Here is a 19,859-nt window from a genome sequence, read left to right as displayed (position 1 = left end):
TAAATATTTGCTTATATGAATGTTATGGACGAGCATCCTACCAGATGAGGGTATATTGTACCTGGCCGTTGAGTGGCAGAATTAGCTCCTGCTTGTCCACAGATTTGCGGATAATAGGTTTTAGTTTGCTATCGATCTGAATATAGTATTGTCCGTCTACTTGATAGAGGCCCTTGCCGATTGCGGTGATGGTATCGGCACGGGTCAATAAAACGCTAAGGGAATTGGCTTTAGGTGCGGTAATGGTTCGCTCGAGTCCGTTGGTGGTGCTGGTCAGCTTATCCGTGATGGGGTGGCCGTCTACGGTGAACCTGTATACAGGGTAGCCAGCGTTGTCGATATTATAACCCAGATAATCGATATTGGAAGAGTCGGGCCAGGCAGCTTGTTGATTTTCAAGACTGGCTACGGTGCTTTTCCCGGTCAAAAGTAGGTTTAGGCCGGCAGGTTCGAGTAATTGAGGCTCACCTCGCTGATACCACATTTCGGTGACGTCAGCAAAAGCTCCCCGCCATGCCTGTATGAGCGCGCCTTTCTCCAAGTCCATACTATAATTCCAGCCTTGGGGACTGCCTACCGAAATGCATTTGGTTCTTTTGGTCTTTTCGTATGGTAACTGTATGAATGAACGTACCATAGCAGGTTCCTCGTCGGCATCGACTTGGATATATGGCTTTGGCGGAGGTATGGGTAAGGAGGATAAGGCATGTAGGTGGTAGGCTCTTATGCCGGGTTTGCTGACCATCAATCCAAGTGACCCAGCCCTCCATGGGAACCGTGAGTAGATAATTTTTAGTGGATGGTTCCCTTTGGGGAGGGTAACCGACCCGGTAATACTATTTTGCGAATTACTACCTCCTCCATTGATTACCTCTTGACCATCAATCTCCAATATAAAGGTAGACCCATCGTATTGGCTAGAGAAAGTATACTCGCCCGCCTCTTTTACCTCGACGGTACCGGTGTAAAGCAGGATAAAATTTTTCATACCATCGGTAACTTCCTGTGTTAACAGCTCCGAGACCCCTTCCTTTACAGGATCTTTAAGATCCGACAGCGTGGCTTTTTCTCCATACACCTTATAAGAAAGTCCTGTTAGGCTTAGCGGCTGTTGGTTCTTAAGTAGCTGATAACCCAAGTTTTTGAAGGCCATAGTGCCTTGATTAACTTTCAGGCTTAGCGAACTTCCAGCGGTAGAAATGTCCTGAGTCTTGGGCAGGTATACGGCTTCCAGTACCGTCACACCATTCAATTTCAGGGTGTTGAGTCGAACGGACTTGGGGAGGTTGTCTACCTGCCCGTCATAGGCAAGCTCTAAGTGCTGCCAAAGGCCTGGCGCTTTTGCCGCATTCTGTGTAGGAAACAAGCCGCTATATCCACTGGTATGTCGGTCTAATTGTTGCTGCTTATAGCTGTCAGAAAGCACAACTTCGCCACCTCCTGGTAAGGTCAGGATGGCTGAGGCACCAGGGGTCACCATAAAGTCGAGACTCAATTTCAAATCTTTGGCCTTTACTTTGGTGTGAAGTTCGGTGCCTGGGGTACCTACGAGTATGCCTGCACCTTTCTGAAACTTAGGCTTGGCCTTTGGCATTGGCAGTACGGTCATGGATTCCTGGAGCATCCAGTTGGCAGCGGGCTGCTCAAAAGCCGATAGATCGGATAATGGAATGGGCTCATACGTTTCGGTCTGGGCCATGGCTAACACGGGGATAGCCATGAGGATACAGGTTAGTGGTCTAGCGATCAATTGCATTTTAAAATTAAGTGTATTGTTTACAGTTATAAACGAAGTAAGCTATTTTTTTAAGAATATAATACAATATTCTGTTCTTTTTTTGATGTTTATTTCTTTTATAGAGCTGATTGCCAATATTGTATCGAAATACTACAATTTTGGTCTAACCATGGGGAGGTGTATGTGAGTATGGGATAAATAAGGCTGAAGTACACTACGGCCTAGCCTTATAATACAGAAAGGAATGCCGGGACAGGTCCTGGCATTCCTTTCTCTGAAGCTCGGGATTAAACTTCGGAATCGATCAGTGCGCTTCCAGCCAATTATAGCCCAGGCCGATGCCAGTTTCCATTTTAACAGGAAGGGGTATCGCCTGGCACATCAGCTCATTAACTTTTTCTTTCAAGAGGTCGATTTCCGAAATGTGTGCTTCGAATACCAATTCATCATGTACTTGAAGAATCATTCTCGACTTCAAATTCTCCTTACGCAGGTAATCATGGATACGGATCATGGCGAGCTTGATCATATCGGCGGCAGAGCCTTGAATAGGGGCGTTAATCGCGTTTCTTTCTGCATAGCCTCTATTGGTGGCATTTCGTGAATTAATATCGGCCAGGTATCTTCTACGTCCCAGAATGGTTTCTACATATTGGTTCTCGCGGGCCTGGGCGACCACCCGATCCATATAGGCCTTTACGGCGGGGAACTCTTCGAAATAGGCAGTAATTATCTCGGCTGCTTCGCCCCTAGGAATTCCTAGTCGCTGGCTCAGGCCGAAGGCTGAGATGCCATAGATAATTCCAAAATTCACCATTTTGGCCTTTCTACGCATGTCCGAGCTTACTTCCTCCAGAGGTACCTTAAAGACCTTGCTAGCCGTGGTAGCGTGGATATCTCGCCCCTGGTTGAAGGCCTCGATCATGCTTTGGTCTTCGCTAAAGGCCGCCATGATCCTCAATTCAATTTGTGAGTAATCGGCCGATAGTATCCGATATTGGTCGTTGCTAGCGATAAAGGCTTTTCTTATTTCCTTACCACGTTCGGTTCGGATGGGAATGTTCTGTAGGTTGGGATTGGTAGAGCTAAGACGTCCTGTGGCCGCTACAGCTTGGTTATAGGACGTATGAATCCTCCCCGTTTGGGCATTGACCAGGGCGGGAAGAGCATCTACATAGGTAGACTTTAGTTTCTGTAATTCCCTATAATCTAGAATTTTTCTAGCAATTTCATGCTCATTTTCCAGATCCGACAAGATATCTTCCCCAGTAGCATACTGACCAGTTTTGGTCTTTTTAGGCTTTGCTACTAGTTTCATTTTGTCGAATAGTACTTCTCCAAGCTGCTTAGGAGAATTGATATTGAAACTGCTACCAGCCGCTTCGAAAATTTCGGACTCCGTATTTCTAAGGTCAATTTCTAGCGCCTTCGACATCTCGGCTAGTGCTTGGGTGTCAATTTTGACCCCTGCATTTTCCATTTCGGCCAACACCTGTAATAACGGCATCTCTACGGTCTCAAAGAGGGTCTGGGCATTGAATTTGGGCAATTCTTCCCTAAAGATATCGTAGAGCTGATAGGTTATATCGGCGTCCTCGCCGGCATATTCGGTAACCTCGGCAATGGATACATCGCGCATATTTCCTTGCTTAACCCCTTTTTTGCCTATCAATTCGGTGATCGATACGGGAGTATATCGGAGGTATGTTTCCGCTAGGATATCCATTCCATGTCTTTTATCGGGCTCTAATAGGTAGTGCGCGAGCATGGTATCGAATAAGGGGCCTTTTACTTCAATTTGATAATTTTTAAGGACGAGAATATCGTACTTAATGTTTTGTCCAATTTTACCGATGTTTTCATTCTCCCATACGGGTTTGAATACCTCAAGGATGCGTTTTGTTTGCTCAGGGTCGGCTGGGATGGGTACGTAAAACGCCTCAGTGGGGCGGTAAGAGAAGGCAATACCCACCAATTCAGCATCCAAGGTCTCTAGCGAAGTGGTTTCGGTATCGAAACAAAATTGGGACTGAAGGCTCAAGTAATGACATAAGCTTTCCATGGCCTCCAGCGTGTCGACGGTATGGTAGCGATGTAAAGTACTGTCTATCGAGCGTAGCTCCATATTTTGCGGCTCGACTATAGGCTCAACTGCCGTGGATGGAGCGGGGGCCGAGGGGGCAGCTTCTCCAAACAGATCCAATTGACCAGCCTTACTGGCTGCAGCTTGCTTACTACTGGGAGCGGGTAGGGTAGTTTGACCACCTAACACCCGGTTTTTAAGGGTTTTAAACTCCAGCTGGTCGAACAGGGCTATAATCTTTTCACTATTGGGCTCACAAACCGTCAAATCTTCCGCATCGAAGGGTACGGGTACTTTAGTATCAATGGTAGCCAGTTCTTTACTTAATAGGGCCTTATCCTTGTTATCCCTTATTTTCTCGCCTAGTTTACCCTTTATGTCCGCTGCATTTTCCAAAATAGCCTCCATCGATCCATATTGCTGGATTAGTTTTTGGGCTGTTTTTTCTCCTACACCCGGTATGCCAGGAATGTTGTCTACTGCGTCGCCCATGAGTCCGAGCATGTCTATCACTTGGTCTATGCGTTCGATCTTCCACTTGTCGAGTACTTCTTGTACCCCAAGCACTTCCGCTGGTTTACCCATAAAAGCGGGCTTATAGATATGGACGTACTCTTCTACAAGCTGGCCATAGTCCTTGTCGGGGGTCATCATATACACCTCAAAACCCTCCTTAGAGGCCTCTTTGGCGATGGTCCCTATGATATCGTCGGCTTCAAATCCGTCCAGTACTAGGATGGGAATACACATGGCCTCGAGCAGTTGCTTGACCAAGGGAATGGCTACCGTGATATCTTCGGGTTGAGCCTCTCGCTGCGCTTTATAGGCCTCATACTGCACATGTCTGAAAGTAGGGGCCGAAGTGTCGAAAGCGACTCCAATATGGGTCGGCTTTTCTTTTTGTAAAACCTCTAACAAGGTATTCGTAAAGCCAAATACCGCACTGGTATTAAGCCCTTTCGATGTAATACGAGGAGCCTTAATAAAGGCGAAGTGGGCACGGTATATGAGTGCCATGGCGTCAAGCAGAAAAAGCTTGTTTGCTGGTCTTTCCATTTATTTTTTTGTTTGAAGGTCAAATATAAGGCTTGTTTGGCGTTTGTTGGAGCCGTTAGACAACTAATTGCCATTTTAAACAGTAGCATCCAACTCGTGGAGACCGTACATAAAGTATCCCTGTATTATATGATAAAACCATACTAAAAGTATAGAAAGAATAATCTATTCTATACTTTTAGTATGCGTATACTTTTAAAATATTGAAATTCAATAAAATAGATTTCAAGTACTTTTAGTATGATTTAAATGAATAATATGTATGTTTAAGTTAATGTATAGAAATAATTAAATATACTAAAAGGTATAAAAGAATAAAAAGTATAGTACAAAATATAAGTAAGATAAATATTAATATGTATAAAAGTATGATACATTTAAACCTTTTAATATATAAAATAAGACCTCGTTCAGGGAATGATTAGAAAAGCCGTATCTAATCCATAGTTTTGCAGCTAAAATAAGCGAATAATTAGCAGTGAAAAACAATACACAATGGGCTGGTGCCGTGCCTCCAAAGGCATATATCCACGATTACGATACGGGCTATCACGGGCAGGCCCGAAACGACGAATATTATTGGATGTCGGATTTTTATACCGAGGGGCCCGAAAGCGAACGTGTTCTTGCTCATCTGGAGGCAGAGAATGACTATACTGACGTGATGATGGAAGATACGCGGGGCTTTCAGGAGCGGCTTTTCCTGGAAATGAAAGGGCGTATTAAAGAACGCGATGAGTCGGTTCCCGTTTACAATAATGGCTATTATTATTATATACGTAGTGAAGAAGGTAAGCAGTATTACAAATATTGCCGTAAAAAGGGCAGCCTAGAAGCGCCGGAGGAGGTGCTGTTGGATGTCGATGAGTTGGCTGTCGGACAGGCTTACTATTCGGTAACAGGCTTCAACGTGAGTCCCGACAATCGGCTACTGGCTTACGGTGTTGATACGGTTTCGAGACGGGAATATACCATCCATATCAAAGATTTGGGTACGGGGGAGCTTTTGGACGAGGTGTTGTTTCCTACCTCGGGCGATTCGGTATGGGCCAATGACAATCGGACGCTTTTTTATACTGAGAAAAACCAAAAAACACTTCTTAGCGAGAAAATAAAACGGCATAGGCTAGGGGAGGATCCACAGCAGGATGCTGTTGTATACCATGAGACCGACAGCAGTAATTATATAGGGGTCGGTAAGACCCGTTCCCGTCAATATATATTTATTGCCTCCACATCTACCGTATCATCGGAGTATCGCTACTTAAATGCCGATAATCCCGATGGCGATTTCATGGTCTTTCAATCACGTATGGCCGATGTACTTTACGAGGTCGATCATCATGAAGGGAGTTTTTTGGTGCTAACCAACTTAGATGCCCTTAATTTCAGGTTAATGAAATGTCCTGTGGATAGCACCGGGGTGGCAGCGTGGGAGGAGCTAATAGCCCATCGGCCAGATGTTCTGCTCGAAGAAATAGATGTCTTTAAAGATTATTGGGTCATCAGTGAGCGCTCCAATGGATTGGTACAGTTGAGGGTTCGGCAGATGACAGACCTTCCGGAGCATTATGTCGAATTTGGTGAGCCTGCCTATACCGTTTATCTGGGAACCAACCCAGAATATAACACCAACTCGTTTCGCTTGGTCTATACTTCCTTAACCACCCCGAGTAGTGTTTATGATTATGCTATTTCGGTTCGACAACTGGACCTTCTGAAACGTCAGGAGGTGATAGGGGGGTACGATCCAGACGACTACGTAACGGAACGTCTGTATGCCCCCTCGGAGGATGGGGTACAGGTGCCTATCTCTCTGGTATATCGAAAGGGATTCCAAAAAGATGGAAATGCCCCCGTGCTGCTATACGGCTATGGTTCTTATGGCCATAGTATCGATGCCGGATTTAGTGCCAACAGGTTATCCCTTCTCGACAGAGGGTTCGTGTTTGCTATTGCACATATTAGAGGTGGGCAGGAATTGGGAAGGCAGTGGTATGAGGATGGCAAACTTCTCAAGAAACTCAATACTTTCAAAGACTTTGAAGCTTGTGGCCGCTATTTGATAGGGGAACGTTATACGAGTCCGGAGCACCTTTATGCGGAAGGTGGGAGCGCGGGGGGATTGCTGATGGGGGCCATTGCCAACAGGACTCCAGAGCTATGGAATGGGATTTTGGCCGACGTCCCCTTTGTAGATGTAGTCACTACCATGCTCGACGAAAGCATACCCCTTACCACCAATGAATTTGATGAATGGGGAAATCCCAAACAGCGGGAGTATTACGATTATATGTTGCAATATTCGCCCTATGATAACGTAAGGGCCCAGGATTATCCTCATATGCTGGTCACAACGGGATTGCACGATAGTCAGGTCCAATATTTTGAGCCCGCCAAATGGGTCGCCCGCCTAAGGGCCCTTAAAACCAATAGTCATGTCGTGTTATTCAAGACCAATATGGAAGCTGGCCATGGAGGAGCCTCCGGCCGATTCGATTATCTTAAAGAGATAGCCTTGCAATATGCCTTTTTATTTAAATTAGAAAATATAACCCATTAAGTATGGTTGGTAAGTAAGATATGTCATAAGCGTATTAACTGTTTTATATGATCGTTACTTTCTTATAATTTAATACAAATAGAAAGTATTAAATGTATGTAAAGTATCTTATCATTTAAAAGTTAAACTAAAAATGGGCTGTAATAGGGGCTTTAAGCGCATTTTACAGCCCATTTTGGTCGAATATGGGGTATTTATTTTAAAAGTACCGTACATCTATAACATACTGTATATATTAAAAGTATAGTATGTCTTAACCGACTCAGGTCTCGAAAAATAGCCTTCTGAACATAAAAACTATTGCCATTCTAAAAGTAGAGACCTTTATTAAAGTTATATAAGTATATTACTTTTTAATCTTATTAAACAAAAGACCACCAATATAAACTGGTGGTCTTTATTAGTTAGTAAGGATGAATCGGCTACTAACGGCTTCGGTTAGGCCTTTGGAAAGGCCGATTCTAGGTCTGCGAGTATGTCGTCGATATGTTCGATACCTACCGACAGTCTCAATCCGGTGGGTTGTACCCCCGCCGCGATTTGCTCGGAGTCGGAGAGCTGGGAGTGGGTCGTCGATGCGGGATGGATGATCAAAGTTTTGGCATCCCCCACATTGGCTACGTTGCTAATCATCGTTAGTTTATTCACGAAGTTCTCAGCGGTTTGTTTATCCCCTTTCAACGTGAACGACAGTACGCCACCATAGCCTCTGGTGAGATATTTGGAAGCGACGCCGTGGTACTTGTTATCGGATAAGCCTGGGTAGTTCACACTTTCGACGGCATCCTGTGCCTGTAGCCATGTGGCCACTTTCATGGCATTTTCACAGGTCCTCTCCACACGGAGAGAAAGGGTTTCTAGTCCTTGTAGGAACATAAAGGAATTGAAGGGGGAGAGTGCGGCACCCCAGTCACGTAGTCCTTCTACCCGTGCGCGAATGATAAATTGTATATTACCGAAAGGACCGCCAATACCGAAGACGTCGTTAAATACCAGTCCGTGGTAGGAGGGAGATGGCTCCGTAAATTGAGGATACTTTCCGTTACCCCAGTTGAAGGTCCCGGCATCCACGATTACTCCACCGATAGAGGTACCATGGCCACCGATCCATTTTGTAGCCGATTCGACCACCACGTGGGCACCATGTTTGATAGGCTGGCAAATAGCCCCCCCTGCACCGAAGGTGTTATCGACTACCAACGGAAGGTCGTATTTTGCAGCAAGGGCAGCAAATGCTTCAAAATCTGGTACACTAAAGCCAGGATTGCCGATCGTCTCTAGGTAGATCAGCTTGGTCTTTTCATCGATTAACTTTTCGAAACTCGATACATCGTCTCCATTGGCAAACCGCGCCTCTACGCCTATATTCTTGAAGGAGTTCTTAAACTGATTGAAGCTCCCACCATATAAAAATGAAGTGGTGACGAAATTATCTCCAACTGTGGTAATATTGTTAATGGCAAGGAACTGTGCCGAGTGGCCCGAAGCAGTGGCTAAGGCTGCAACCCCTCCCTCTAGCGCCGCCACTCTTTTTTCGAAGACGTCGGTGGTAGGGTTCATAATCCGGGTATAGATATTACCGAATTCTTTTAGGGCAAATAAGTTCGCCGCATGCTCCGAATCGTTAAAAACGTAGGAGGTGGTTTGGTATAAGGGTACAGCCCTGGAATTGGTGGTAGGATCTACCTCTTGACCTGCATGCAGTTGTAGGCTTTCGAAATTCATGATTTTTTTGTTAAAACGTAAAATGGTAATAATAAAACTATAGATATAGTAGACTAAATAGACTTGTAAAAGTTCAAAAAAGTCTGAATATAAGCGGGTCCTAAATTATCAAAGGGATCGATCAATTGAAAGCTTTTTTGATAAAACCTTTCCACAAGGATTTTGGGAGCGTTGAGGCCGTGGTGGGATGAATGAGAATCGATAAAACCCTATCCTTATCTTATCAAATCCTTTGATGCTATTCTAATTAAGTGTGTTTTTACTTTTTATTATAGTAAGTGGCTTGAAATCTGTAAGTTATGTCAGTAATTGGTTCTTTATAATTGGAGTGAGCTTTTTTGAACTGTATAGGTATACGTCATAAGTTAGCCTGAATCCCCTTTATTAAGGTCCTAATTGTGCTCTTAAACGACGCCGGCTCCACAATTCTGGCATTGGGCCCCAGGGCGAGGAACCAACGGGCGAAGTAATCGGGGTTGGTGGTGAGAAATGTCAACTGGAGCTGACCATCTTTAATTACTTCTGATATATACCCAAAGTAATACTTACGCTCCGTCAGGTAGGTGGCTTCACTGAGAGGCACGCTGATGATAATCTGTTGAAACTTTCCATTGGTTTGGCTCTGATGCTTCAAGAAATCGGTCAATGGAGCATGTTGTAGCTCAAACTTCTGGTCGAGAATGGTGATTTGCTGCATTCTATCCGTACGGAAATTGCGGTACTCGTTCCTAAGATGACAGTAGGCTATTACATACCATTTATAATGTTCATGGTAAATGCCTACTGGTTCAATAATTCTATTGGTGAGCGTTTCAGTACTTAAAGCGAGGTATTGGATGGCCAAGGCTCTCCGCTCAGAGATGCTCTGAAGTAGGACATCGAGGTGGTTGGCGGTAGGGAAATTGGGGGCTAAGTCTCGGACCAGTATATGGTTTTCCAGGTCATTTACCATGTCTTTTTCACTCATTCGCAGCACCGCTTTAACCTTGGAAATAGCCGATTGATAGTTTTCTGCCAAGCCATGGTCCGTATATCTCTGAACGAGCTTTTCGGCCGCAATAAAGCTTCGTGCTTCATCTGTGGTAAAATGTATAGGAGGAAGGCGGTAGCCTTCTACCAAAGAATAGCCCCTTCCGGCTTCGGCTACCAAGGGTACGCCCGCCTCCGAAAGGGAGTTCATATCGCGATACACGGTTCGTAGGCTGATTTCGAATCGGTCGGCCAGTTCTTGTGCTTTTACTACTTTTTTAGACTGTAGTTGTAAAAGTATGGCCGTAATTCTATCAAAACGATTCATTTTTGTTGGATCTGGCTTTTAAAGCCACCAATATACGATTTATCGTAAAAAATTTCGGTCTTAAATTAGTTATTACGCTTCCAATAGGAGGAGCGTCCCAGAAGAGGAATGCCTACGTAACCCCTTATTTGTAACAGCTGGTCATTCAATTTAAGCAGACAGCTATATGTCCTGCCGCTATGGGGGTCGTATAATTTTCCATTCTCCCACTGTCCATCATGAAACTCCAGGCGGTAGAGTACATCTATCTTATATACCGACCGTTTGCGGAGTTCTGGATCGGGGTTTTGAGAATCACGCCTCAAGGCCTTTTCCTTTCTAGAAAGTAAACTTTTGTCCCAAATCAATTTGCCGGCGTAGGTCTCTCCATTTTTATATATTTCAATGATCTCATTTTTCTCCTCATTGATCCATTCACCTATCACCTTGTCTGCCTCCGACTTTTGAGCCCTTAAAGGGGAACCAGCGCCTAGTAAAAATAATAAAAATACAAATTTAATAAAGGAAGTGTACAGGCCCATTGACTTATTTAAATATTTGATAAATGCTATTTTAGTTAATATACAAAAATAGTATATTAAATCATTAAGAATTGAAAAATGAGGTTAAATTTAAAGTTTTACCTATTTTCCTTCGTTTCTAGTTTTTTTTATGGGTACAAAATGAATGGATTCGCCTAGTGCTACTTCGAGTTTGAAGTGTTTCGTATAGAAATAGTTAAAAATGACTATTTCGAAATATGCAATAGTTTTTGTGAAGGACTTTGGAGAATAATAATATAAAATTTCAAAAGAATCTATGCTATACCAGCCTTGGTTTTGGCCGATCAGACCTTCAGACCGTGTTCGAGGTACAATTTGAACCGAATGCTAAAAAAGGACCATAGTTTTATTTGTTTATTATACCTGCTAATTCCCTCATCAGTAGCCGTCCAGCCGTCTTCGACTATTTTCAATAAGGAAAGGGATGGAGATATCTGTTGGACCGAAATTTGGACCTGGGTGTCGGTGTTGGTGAAGTCCCAGTCAAAGCTCAAAGCCATAGGAGGCTGAGGGGACTTGAGCCGTATAGTTACCGACGTCTTATCCGGTTTATGCCATATATATCCGTCTGAATTGACCTGTAAGGAATGGTTATAAAGCTTAAAATAGGCAATCAGTTTATCCGAATTTATAATGTTGGCCAGTACTTCATTTTGCGGTTTGTAAATATACATCTCCGTAATAGCTCTAAGGCGCATAATAAAAAAGTAGGTTTCCTATTCTATATAACTGAAAATATGATTCGCTATGAATTTAGATAATTATTTTGAATTCATGTCTAAATTTATGTTTTAAGGGGTACATAATGGTTCTAGTCTGGGGTTTTCCTAGCTTTGTATCCTATAATTTAGACAATCAAGATGCGTTTATGAAGATACATAGAAGCTTGGCCGAGGCGGTAGTTCACGGTTTAGAAGATATTTTTAAGTCGGGCCGACAGGCCGATAAGGTCGTTGAAGCCCTATTGAAGTCCAATAAAAAATGGGGAAAAAGGGATCGCTCCTTCATTGCAGAACATATTTATGAGTCGGTGCGTTGGTGGCGGCTCATATCGTTCGTAGCCGACCAAGAACAGCCACATTCCCGACAAGATTTTTGGAAGGCTTTACAGATATGGCTCACTATCAAGCCAGTACGTCTGTCGATGGAACAAGGGTATTCCCTACCAGATTGGCCGGAATTTCCGCCTCTAGACCAAGCGGAGTTATTGCAACGCTACCATCAGGGAATGAAGATCAGGAAGATTGCTCATTCAATCCCAGATTGGCTCGACCGCCAAGGGGTAGGGGAATTATCTGAAAAATGGGTCAATGAGCTGATCGCTCAGAATAGCCCTGCTCCCGTATATTTACGTGTGAATTCGTTAAAAACCACCCTGGAAGACGTTCTGCAGATTTTCGGTCCTGACGACGCCTTAAAAGTTCCGGGGATTCCATCGGCCTTGCGGCTCGTGAAGAGGCAGAACGTAGCGACCCGGGATAGTTTTAAAATGGGGTATTTTGAGATTCAAGATGCTGGTTCACAGTTAATAGCCCCTTTTGTGAATCCACAACCCGGTGAGCTAATCATCGACGCCTGTGCGGGTGCTGGTGGAAAGGCCTTGCATATGGCTAGTTTGATGGGAAATCAAGGGCGTATCATCGCCATGGATGTAGAGGCCCACAAGCTTCAGGAATTGGAGCGTCGGGCCAAAAGAAATGGAGCCACTATCATAGAATCGCAGGTGATAAGGTCGGATAGGGACCTAGAAAGGTTTACGAATAAGGCCGATCGCGTGCTCCTTGATGTACCCTGCTCCGGACTCGGTGTGCTTCGACGCAACCCAGATGCCAAATGGAAACTGACTTCCGATTTTTTAGAGGAGATTAGAAAAGTTCAAGCTGATATATTATTAAATTATAGCCGTATGGTACGAGTGGGAGGCGCTTTGGTCTATGCCACCTGTAGCATACTCCCTTCTGAATCTGAAGTGCAGGTTGCGCAATTCTTAGAAAGGGCTGGTGACAATTGGAAACTTGTCAAAGAGCACCGTACGAACCCATTTACTGAAGATATAGATGGTTTCTATATGGCATTTTTAGAACGTGTTAAGTAAGTAAATTGTATAAATATAAATCATTATCCTTTTAATACTGGTTTATTATTGTGATTTTGTATTTACTTTATTAATTTGTTATTATTTCCTGAAATTTATCTAAATGAATACAAAATTAATTTCTTCTGCTGTAGGTGTTTCTGAAAAGCAGGTCAACGCCACTATCGCGTTATTGGAGGAGGGGGCAACGGTCCCCTTTATCTCCAGATATAGGAAAGAGGCTACGGGAGGGTTGGATGAGGTGCAGATTGGCGCCGTGCGGGATGCCCTCCAAAAACAAATGGAAGTCATCAAAAGAAGGGAGGCCATCTTGAAATCTATTGCCGAACAAGAGAAGCTAACTCCCGAACTTAAACGGAAGCTGGAAGGGGCCTGGACGCTTGTAGAGCTGGAAGATCTGTATCTGCCTTATAAGCAAAAAAGGAAGACTAGGGCCGTAATGGCCGTTGAAAAAGGGCTAGAGCCATTGGCCAAGCGTTTATTCGAGGGTAGGGTTAGCGATAGTGTTCAAACGGCCCAAGCGTTTGTTAACGATCAGGTGGCTAATACCGACGAAGCATTACAGGGAGCAAGAGATATTATTGCCGAATGGATCAACGAGGATCAAGAAGCGCGCCACCGAATCCGCTTGCTATTTAAGCGTTCGGCCGTGATAAGTTCCAAAGTGAAGAAGAATAAAGAGACGGAAGGGGCCAAATACCGCGATTATTTCGACTTTTCGGAGACTTTAGCCAAGATTCCATCACATCGGTTGCTGGCTCTGAGACGGGGGCAACAGGAAGGGATTTTGACGGTCAATGTCGCCCCCGATGAGGATCATGCACTGGAATCATTGGACCGGCTCTTCGTGAAGGGGGAACCCGACTCCAAAGACCAGCTTATTCTGGCCATATCCGATGGCTACAAACGCCTACTGAAACCTAGCATTGAGACAGAGTTCAATAATTTATCCAAGGAAAAGGCGGATCTAAGCGCTATCCAGATATTTTCTGAAAACTTGAGGCAATTATTATTAGCATCTCCATTGGGGCAGAAAACCGTGTTGGCTATCGACCCTGGTTACCGGACGGGTTGCAAAGTCGTCGTGTTGGATCCTCAGGGCACGTTATTAACCGATACGGTTATCTATCCCTTCGAAAGAAGTAGAGAGGCAAGTGCCGTCATCATGGAACTGCTCAAGGCCTATAAGGTCACCGATGTAGCCATAGGAAACGGTACGGCCGGTCGGGAGACCGAGGAGTTTGTCCTTAAGCTGTTGCAGACTATGGGTAAAGCGGAAGACATAGGCTTATACATGGTGAGTGAACAAGGAGCCTCTATTTATTCGGCATCTGACTTGGCGCGAGAGGAGTTTCCGGATAAGGATGTTACCGTTCGCGGATCTATCTCCATTGGTCGGCGGTTAATGGACCCCTTGGCCGAATTAGTCAAAATTGACCCTAAATCGATAGGGGTAGGGCAATACCAGCACGATGTGGACCAGGGGGCCCTTAAAAATGCCTTGGATACGGTGGTAGAAAGTTGTGTAAACTCGGTAGGGGTTAATCTGAATACGGCCAGCAAGCATTTATTGCGGTATGTGTCGGGCTTGGGTCCTGGATTGGCCCAAAATATTGTAGAATTCCGAGGAAAAAACGGGGTCTTTAAGAGTAGACAGCAGCTTCTAAAGGTTCCTCGACTAGGTAATAAGGCCTTCGAACAAGCCGCTGGTTTCCTAAGGATCGAACAGGCAGCAAATCCACTCGATAACAGTGCCGTTCATCCAGAGCGGTACAATATTGTGGAACAAATGGCCAAAGACCTAGGAACAACCGTGGCGCAACTGATGAAGGATGCTGAAAAACGGAAGCAGATCGATCTGAAGACTTATGTTTCCGATTCCGTAGGCCTACCCACCCTGACCGACATCTTAAAGGAACTGGAAAAGCCCTCTAGAGATCCCAGAGAAACGGTTCAACGTTTTGAATTTGATCGTACGGTTCGTCGTGCTGAAGATCTACAGGTGGGGATGATTTTGCCCGGAATCGTCACCAATATTACGGCCTTTGGTGCCTTTGTGGACATTGGGGTGAAGCAAGATGGGTTGGTTCATGTGTCACAATTGGCTGACAAATTTATTAAAGACCCTAATGAAGTCGTTCACTTGCAACAGGCTGTTCAGGTGAAAGTTACAGAGGTGGACTTGAATCGTAAAAGAATCGCTCTAACGATGAAAGGGCTGTGATGGAGGCCTTCTGTCCTTCTTAGCCCTTTTTTAAGGTGGCAGGTCGACCTGGAAGGAGGGGGTTGGAATGCTATTTGTAGAAGGTATCTTTTAGCATTCCTATCCCTATCCTCATGAGAGAACTATATTTTCGACAAACGCTTCCTATTTCCTTAGATGAAGCCTGGGCATTTTTTTCTAACCCAGACAATCTTAAGGAGATAACTCCATCCTACATGGGCTTCAAAGTGCTTAGTAAGCACCAGGGGAGTAAGATGTATCCGGGCCAAATCATTAATTACACGGTATCACCCGTCCTAGGTATCCCTTTAAAATGGTGCACGGAAATAACACATGTTTCCGATCGACACTATTTTGTGGATGAGCAGCGCTTTGGTCCTTATAGCTTTTGGCATCACCAGCACCGATTTACCGAAATGCCTGGGGGGGTATTAATGGAGGATATCCTCCATTATAAGGTACCTTTGGGCCCCTTGGGCCACCTGGTGGATCGCTTGATGGTGGGCCAACAAGTACAAGCCATTTTTGATTATCGCAAAAAGGTGTTGGAACAACGTTTTGGAACCATATAAAAGAGGTCAGATCACCCCGGATACGGTATACGAATTTTCCCCATAGGCACCGATCCACCAGCCTCATGCCAGACAATCGTTTACACGGAACGTCGGATGGCGAACCGACTTCTTGTAATTATATCTATTCCTAAAAATTGTATTGTACTCGGCAAGTAAATACGTTGTCGGGAAGGTCGGTCGTGAAGCCTTCTAGGGAAGTCTTTTCGTTCTTGATGATGTCGTAGTAAAATATAAATTTTAATGTACTGTTCGCTCGGTGGAGGTACCCGAATCCAAAGGTGTCGTACCGGACGTCAGCGGCAGTAAACCCTAAGTCTTCCGTTACTTGTTGACCGGTTGACTTGGTGTTGGGGTCATAGTAGTCGTATTTTAGGATGAGTTGATTGTCCTCGCCTCCCAGGTTTTGAATAAGACAAAAATAGGCTCCATTAAAGGACCGTATGTATAGGGGATCGAGCTGGCCGTTGACGGTGGGATAGCTTCCTGGCGACTGGCTGGTGCTTGCGGTGGCGGTTTGCAAGCCACCTATGAATTCGGCTCTAAGCTCCGTGGTAAACGGCTTCGGATTGACTTTGAGCTGTACATCGGCCCCAAAATAGCGCCTCGGTGCCGTGCTTTGTACATTCTGCTGGGAGGAGTCGGCTTGCATTTGATAACCACCATTGATGCGCTGGGCCTGGTAGAGCACTGGACTTCGATTGGTAATTCCACCTAGATACCCCGAAATACCCGCCGTCAGTATAAGCTCTTGACAGGAGAGTAGGCTGGTAGGTTTCAGGCTGAGGCGGCCAATCACGTCTTTATGGCTGTCGTAGTCCATGGTTCCAGCCAGCCCCTGGCCGTTGAAAACGCCAATATCTAATTTCAGGTAGCTGAGTCGATTGGTTATCGTTCGTGATGACATCGACAACATCGCGCCCAGATCTCTTTCAGATTTCATCAGAATCTGCGACATACGGCCCCGCTCTGGACTTTCTCGCCTAGAGGATGATAAGTTCACCTCATAGCCGAAGGGTCGGGCAAACATACCTGTGGTCAATGAAAATAACTTAAACTTGTTTTCATAGAATCGACCCCAGAAGTCCCGTATGGCTACTCCTCGCTCCGTACCGTCGAACTGGAAAACAAAATAGGAGCTCGGTTGGCCCTTATGGTTCATATGGGCATAGTCGACCCTGAGTCGGCCTCTTCGGAGCATAAAGCGGTTATTAGCGAACTCCGAAAAATTGGGCCCGGCATAGATTTCTGCTCCTTTAGCCGAGGCAATTTGAAATTGTGGCTGGATATAACCACTTAATTTGACCTTGTTGTAACGTTCGTATATGGATAACATCCCCTTGCCCATCTGATTGGTGGTGTCGATCATGTCCATTAAAAATCGTTGGGCTTGGGTACTCCTAGGTAAGGCTAAGAAGATAGACAACAGAATTGCCGCAAATACATTTTTCATTAAAGAATATTGAGTTGGTGTCTGAGACAAGACTCATGCAGGGCTTCTAATAAAGGAGCCCTGCATGATCTTTTTTGAATTACAAAGTTGTAGATACTGCCGAAGGATTAATAGAATTTTTAAAAAATTATTAGTCCCATATTATAAGTACTATATGGCACGTACTTATGATACTTATAATACGTATTTGAAGTATTTTTAAATGACCTGGGAAACAATGTTTTAAGATATATACCTATCTAAAATTATTATACTTTAGAAAAGTATATAAAGAATAATAATAACGAAAAGGTTGAAAAGGTTACTGTAGGATGGTTAATCCGCTTTTAATATTTTTGTGGGTATATCGAATCACGTAATAGTAATATCCCGCCGAAATATTTTCTGGGCACCAGTCATCGGTAGTTTTGGAATAGTATACTTTTTTGCCCCATCTATTAAATATGGTAAGGTCTATAAATTGTTGTGCACAGTTATCGGTTGGAAGGTCCGACAACACCAAACAGTCGTTTTTGCCATCATTATTGGGCGTGATTACGTTAGGCATTTCCGGAAAGGGTTGTTCTGGGGCATTTTCTAGGTTGATGGTCATCGAGATGGTATCAAGTGCCGCCGCGCAGGACTGATCGGCCACTACAAAGTCTATGATAAAACTACGGTTGGGATCTCCTTCCAATGCCTGGCAATTGGGCTGCCATTGAAATTGACTATTGACGACCGAGATACCCGATTGAGGTTCAAACTGCATTCCGACACTACTAAGGTCGAAACCCCGCCCTATGGCCGAAAGTACGATCCTATTGGTGTCGACGTCGGTTCCTGTTACCTGAAATGAGATAGGTGTTTTTTGGTCTAATCGATAATCGATGATATGATCACTTTCGGAGTAAGAAACCACTGGCGGAGTGTTGGCTGAGGAGCCGACTATGAAGTAAACCGTCTTAATTTTTTTTAGGGTATTGTCTGGGCATCGTTGGTCTTCTCCAAGGAAGTCGACAGCCAAAACATCGCCAATTTTGGCTGAACATGGGGGTGTCCATTCGAAGTTTTGTTGTATTTGTCCTTTACCACTGGTGGGTAAAAAATTCATCCCATAATCGGCAATTAGAAAGTTTTGCCCTGCCGCCGAGAGTGCGACAAGGTCCACGTCTATGTCTTCACAGAACACATCGAAGGTCGTTTTTTCACCAGCCGCTACGAATACGGTATCGGCAGCCAAGCTGGTCGACACCACCGGGGGATTATTACCTGCATCGGTCCTCTGAATATAGATATTGAGGGTATCGAGCAAGGGAATCGGACAGGTTTCATCCTCGGCAATCAATTGTAAACGGATGGGACGGGTGTCGTAGGAGATAAAACAATCGTCGAGGCATATCTGAAAGCGCAGCGTATCGTTGCCTGCGGTAGTCTTAAAGCTGTTGGGAAGTATTTGAAAATACTGGTTCGTATTATTGAAGGCGGTTCCCCTAATTTTTACTATTTGGTTGGGGGATGGGTCGGTCACCATTACTTCAAAGCATTGATCGTCTTCTTTACTGAGTTTAATTATTTCGTTTTCCGAATAAAATTGGTCGGTTCCTACCGGCTTAAAAAGGAGTAGCGGCGGGTCTTGTTTGGGGCAGTCCACCACCTTGAGCTGAAAATCACGGGTAACGGTACCGATTTTTACTCCTTTTCGGTATTCATCTATCTGAACTTGGAATACATATAGGCCCAGGCTGGAAGCTGTGACAGACAATTGCCCCGTTTTGTTGTCTATTGTAAGGGGTTTGGGTCCGGGTATAATGTTCTTTTCGCTGATACCATTCTCCCAGGTGATAGTAGGATAGTTAGACGATCCCTGCCCGAAGGCACTAGGGTTGTCGCTACTAGAAAAGCCCTGCCGGGGCGTCACTAAAGAATATACCAAGCTATCGCCGTCGGCGTCGGTTCCACCAAAATCGAAGGTAAAAGGGCTATCTACGCATGCATAATCTCCTTTTATTTCGGAAAAGGAGGGGGAGGAGTTGACAAATGCCACGCCTTGCTTTGAGATAGGGGGAAACTCCAGGTAAAACAGGCTCCCTGCCTGTCCGGGGTTTTTGATGTTGGTAATGGAATTGTTCCTACAGCATCGATCCCATATCATATAATACCCGTCTGGATCGGAAAATGCCGTCACTTCCAAGCGTAGGTCTATCGCATAGGTGATCATAAATGTTTGTAAAGTGGATATTCCACAGATCGGATTTGCGTAGGTAATAGATTTTCGACTTACTTTTGGGACTGGAATCTGAGCTATAGGTAAATTGTCTCTTTTTCGGAAGATATATATGTTTACTAACTCGTCTTCGGCACCTGCATTTCCATTTAAGGCATCGAAGTACATGGTAAGGCCTAGGGTATAATTGTACTGCCCCGCTTTGCTGGCTTGTATAAACAGGTTACCGCCTACAATATGAGAGGCTTGAACTTGGATCAATGTAAAAAGGAGTAATATTGTAAACCTTAATTTCATACGGCTTGCGA

Annotated in this window: 12 protein-coding genes; 4 read left to right on the top strand and 8 right to left on the bottom strand. The window is 44.5% G+C overall.

Going from position 1 to position 19,859, the window contains the following annotated elements; genetic code table 11:
- Positions 1–37: 37 nt before the first annotated feature.
- The gene (locus CLV98_RS08635) at positions 38–1,720 is read right to left on the bottom strand and encodes a PA14 domain-containing protein (RefSeq protein WP_229203270.1); all 1,683 of its coding nucleotides are present in this window, start codon (positions 1,718–1,720) and stop codon (positions 38–40) included.
- A 322-nt stretch (positions 1,721–2,042) separates the two neighbouring features.
- Positions 2,043–4,877: a DNA polymerase I gene (polA, locus tag CLV98_RS08630; protein ID WP_109673900.1), complete on the bottom strand. Its 2,835-nt coding sequence runs from the start codon at positions 4,875–4,877 to the stop codon at positions 2,043–2,045.
- Between the two features lie 478 nt (positions 4,878–5,355).
- On the opposite strand from polA, the gene CLV98_RS08625 reads away from it, so the two are divergent.
- Entirely contained in the window at positions 5,356–7,440 is a 2,085-nt protein-coding gene (locus tag CLV98_RS08625) for a S9 family peptidase (RefSeq protein ID WP_109673899.1), read from the top strand.
- A gap of 438 nt (positions 7,441–7,878) precedes the next feature.
- Here CLV98_RS08625 and CLV98_RS08620 read toward each other — a convergent pair whose 3' ends face one another.
- From CLV98_RS08620 to CLV98_RS08605, 4 genes are all read right to left on the bottom strand, one after another.
- A complete protein-coding gene (locus CLV98_RS08620) occupies positions 7,879–9,165 on the bottom strand; it encodes an O-acetylhomoserine aminocarboxypropyltransferase/cysteine synthase family protein (protein WP_109673898.1) in 1,287 nt (428 codons plus the stop codon).
- Positions 9,166–9,523: 358 nt separating this feature from the next.
- Positions 9,524–10,462, bottom strand: coding sequence for a helix-turn-helix transcriptional regulator (locus tag CLV98_RS08615; RefSeq protein WP_109673897.1), 939 nt, complete (start codon positions 10,460–10,462; stop codon positions 9,524–9,526).
- Positions 10,463–10,527: 65 nt separating this feature from the next.
- Positions 10,528–10,983, bottom strand: coding sequence for a DUF2147 domain-containing protein (locus CLV98_RS08610; protein WP_109673896.1), 456 nt, complete (start codon positions 10,981–10,983; stop codon positions 10,528–10,530).
- A gap of 305 nt (positions 10,984–11,288) precedes the next feature.
- Positions 11,289–11,702 carry an SRPBCC family protein gene (locus CLV98_RS08605; RefSeq protein WP_109673895.1) on the bottom strand — a complete coding sequence of 138 codons (414 nt, stop codon included), beginning with the start codon at positions 11,700–11,702 and terminating at the stop codon, positions 11,289–11,291.
- 170 nt (positions 11,703–11,872) lie between these two features.
- Here CLV98_RS08605 and CLV98_RS08600 point away from each other — a divergent pair, with 170 nt between their 5' ends.
- The 3 genes from CLV98_RS08600 (at position 11,873) to CLV98_RS08590 (ending at position 15,895) form a co-directional block, all read left to right on the top strand.
- Positions 11,873–13,099 carry an RsmB/NOP family class I SAM-dependent RNA methyltransferase gene (locus tag CLV98_RS08600; RefSeq protein WP_109673894.1) on the top strand — a complete coding sequence of 409 codons (1,227 nt, stop codon included), beginning with the start codon at positions 11,873–11,875 and terminating at the stop codon, positions 13,097–13,099.
- A gap of 103 nt (positions 13,100–13,202) precedes the next feature.
- Positions 13,203–15,323 (top strand): Tex family protein, encoded by a 2,121-nt coding sequence (locus tag CLV98_RS08595; protein WP_109673893.1) that lies wholly within the window; start codon positions 13,203–13,205, stop codon positions 15,321–15,323.
- Between the two features lie 113 nt (positions 15,324–15,436).
- The gene (locus CLV98_RS08590) at positions 15,437–15,895 is read left to right on the top strand and encodes an SRPBCC family protein (protein ID WP_109673892.1); all 459 of its coding nucleotides are present in this window, start codon (positions 15,437–15,439) and stop codon (positions 15,893–15,895) included.
- Between the two features lie 130 nt (positions 15,896–16,025).
- Here the strand turns inward: CLV98_RS08590 and CLV98_RS08585 are convergent, their stop codons facing one another.
- Both CLV98_RS08585 and CLV98_RS08580 read right to left on the bottom strand, forming a co-directional pair.
- Positions 16,026–17,348 carry a putative porin gene (locus CLV98_RS08585; protein WP_229203269.1) on the bottom strand — a complete coding sequence of 441 codons (1,323 nt, stop codon included), beginning with the start codon at positions 17,346–17,348 and terminating at the stop codon, positions 16,026–16,028.
- A 301-nt stretch (positions 17,349–17,649) separates the two neighbouring features.
- Positions 17,650–19,848 (bottom strand): T9SS type B sorting domain-containing protein, encoded by a 2,199-nt coding sequence (locus CLV98_RS08580; protein WP_109673891.1) that lies wholly within the window; start codon positions 19,846–19,848, stop codon positions 17,650–17,652.
- Positions 19,849–19,859 lie beyond the last annotated feature (11 nt).

It is taken from the genome of Dyadobacter jejuensis, from assembly GCF_003149085.1.
Lineage (GTDB): Bacteria > Bacteroidota > Bacteroidia > Cytophagales > Spirosomataceae > Dyadobacter > Dyadobacter jejuensis.
This window is presented reverse-complemented; position numbering and strand designations above follow the sequence as displayed.

Coding starts and splice junctions, on each gene's coding strand:
- CLV98_RS08635 (WP_229203270.1), bottom strand. CDS start 1,720: ATGGCTATCCCCGTGTTAGCCATGGCCCAGACCGAAACGTATGAGCCC.
- polA (WP_109673900.1), bottom strand. CDS start 4,877: ATGGAAAGACCAGCAAACAAGCTTTTTCTGCTTGACGCCATGGCACTC.
- CLV98_RS08620 (WP_109673898.1), bottom strand. CDS start 9,165: ATGAATTTCGAAAGCCTACAACTGCATGCAGGTCAAGAGGTAGATCCT.
- CLV98_RS08615 (WP_109673897.1), bottom strand. CDS start 10,462: ATGAATCGTTTTGATAGAATTACGGCCATACTTTTACAACTACAGTCT.
- CLV98_RS08610 (WP_109673896.1), bottom strand. CDS start 10,983: ATGGGCCTGTACACTTCCTTTATTAAATTTGTATTTTTATTATTTTTA.
- CLV98_RS08605 (WP_109673895.1), bottom strand. CDS start 11,702: ATGCGCCTTAGAGCTATTACGGAGATGTATATTTACAAACCGCAAAAT.
- CLV98_RS08600 (WP_109673894.1), top strand. CDS start 11,873: ATGAAGATACATAGAAGCTTGGCCGAGGCGGTAGTTCACGGTTTAGAA.
- CLV98_RS08595 (WP_109673893.1), top strand. CDS start 13,203: ATGAATACAAAATTAATTTCTTCTGCTGTAGGTGTTTCTGAAAAGCAG.
- CLV98_RS08590 (WP_109673892.1), top strand. CDS start 15,437: ATGAGAGAACTATATTTTCGACAAACGCTTCCTATTTCCTTAGATGAA.
- CLV98_RS08585 (WP_229203269.1), bottom strand. CDS start 17,348: ATGAAAAATGTATTTGCGGCAATTCTGTTGTCTATCTTCTTAGCCTTA.
- CLV98_RS08580 (WP_109673891.1), bottom strand. CDS start 19,848: ATGAAATTAAGGTTTACAATATTACTCCTTTTTACATTGATCCAAGTT.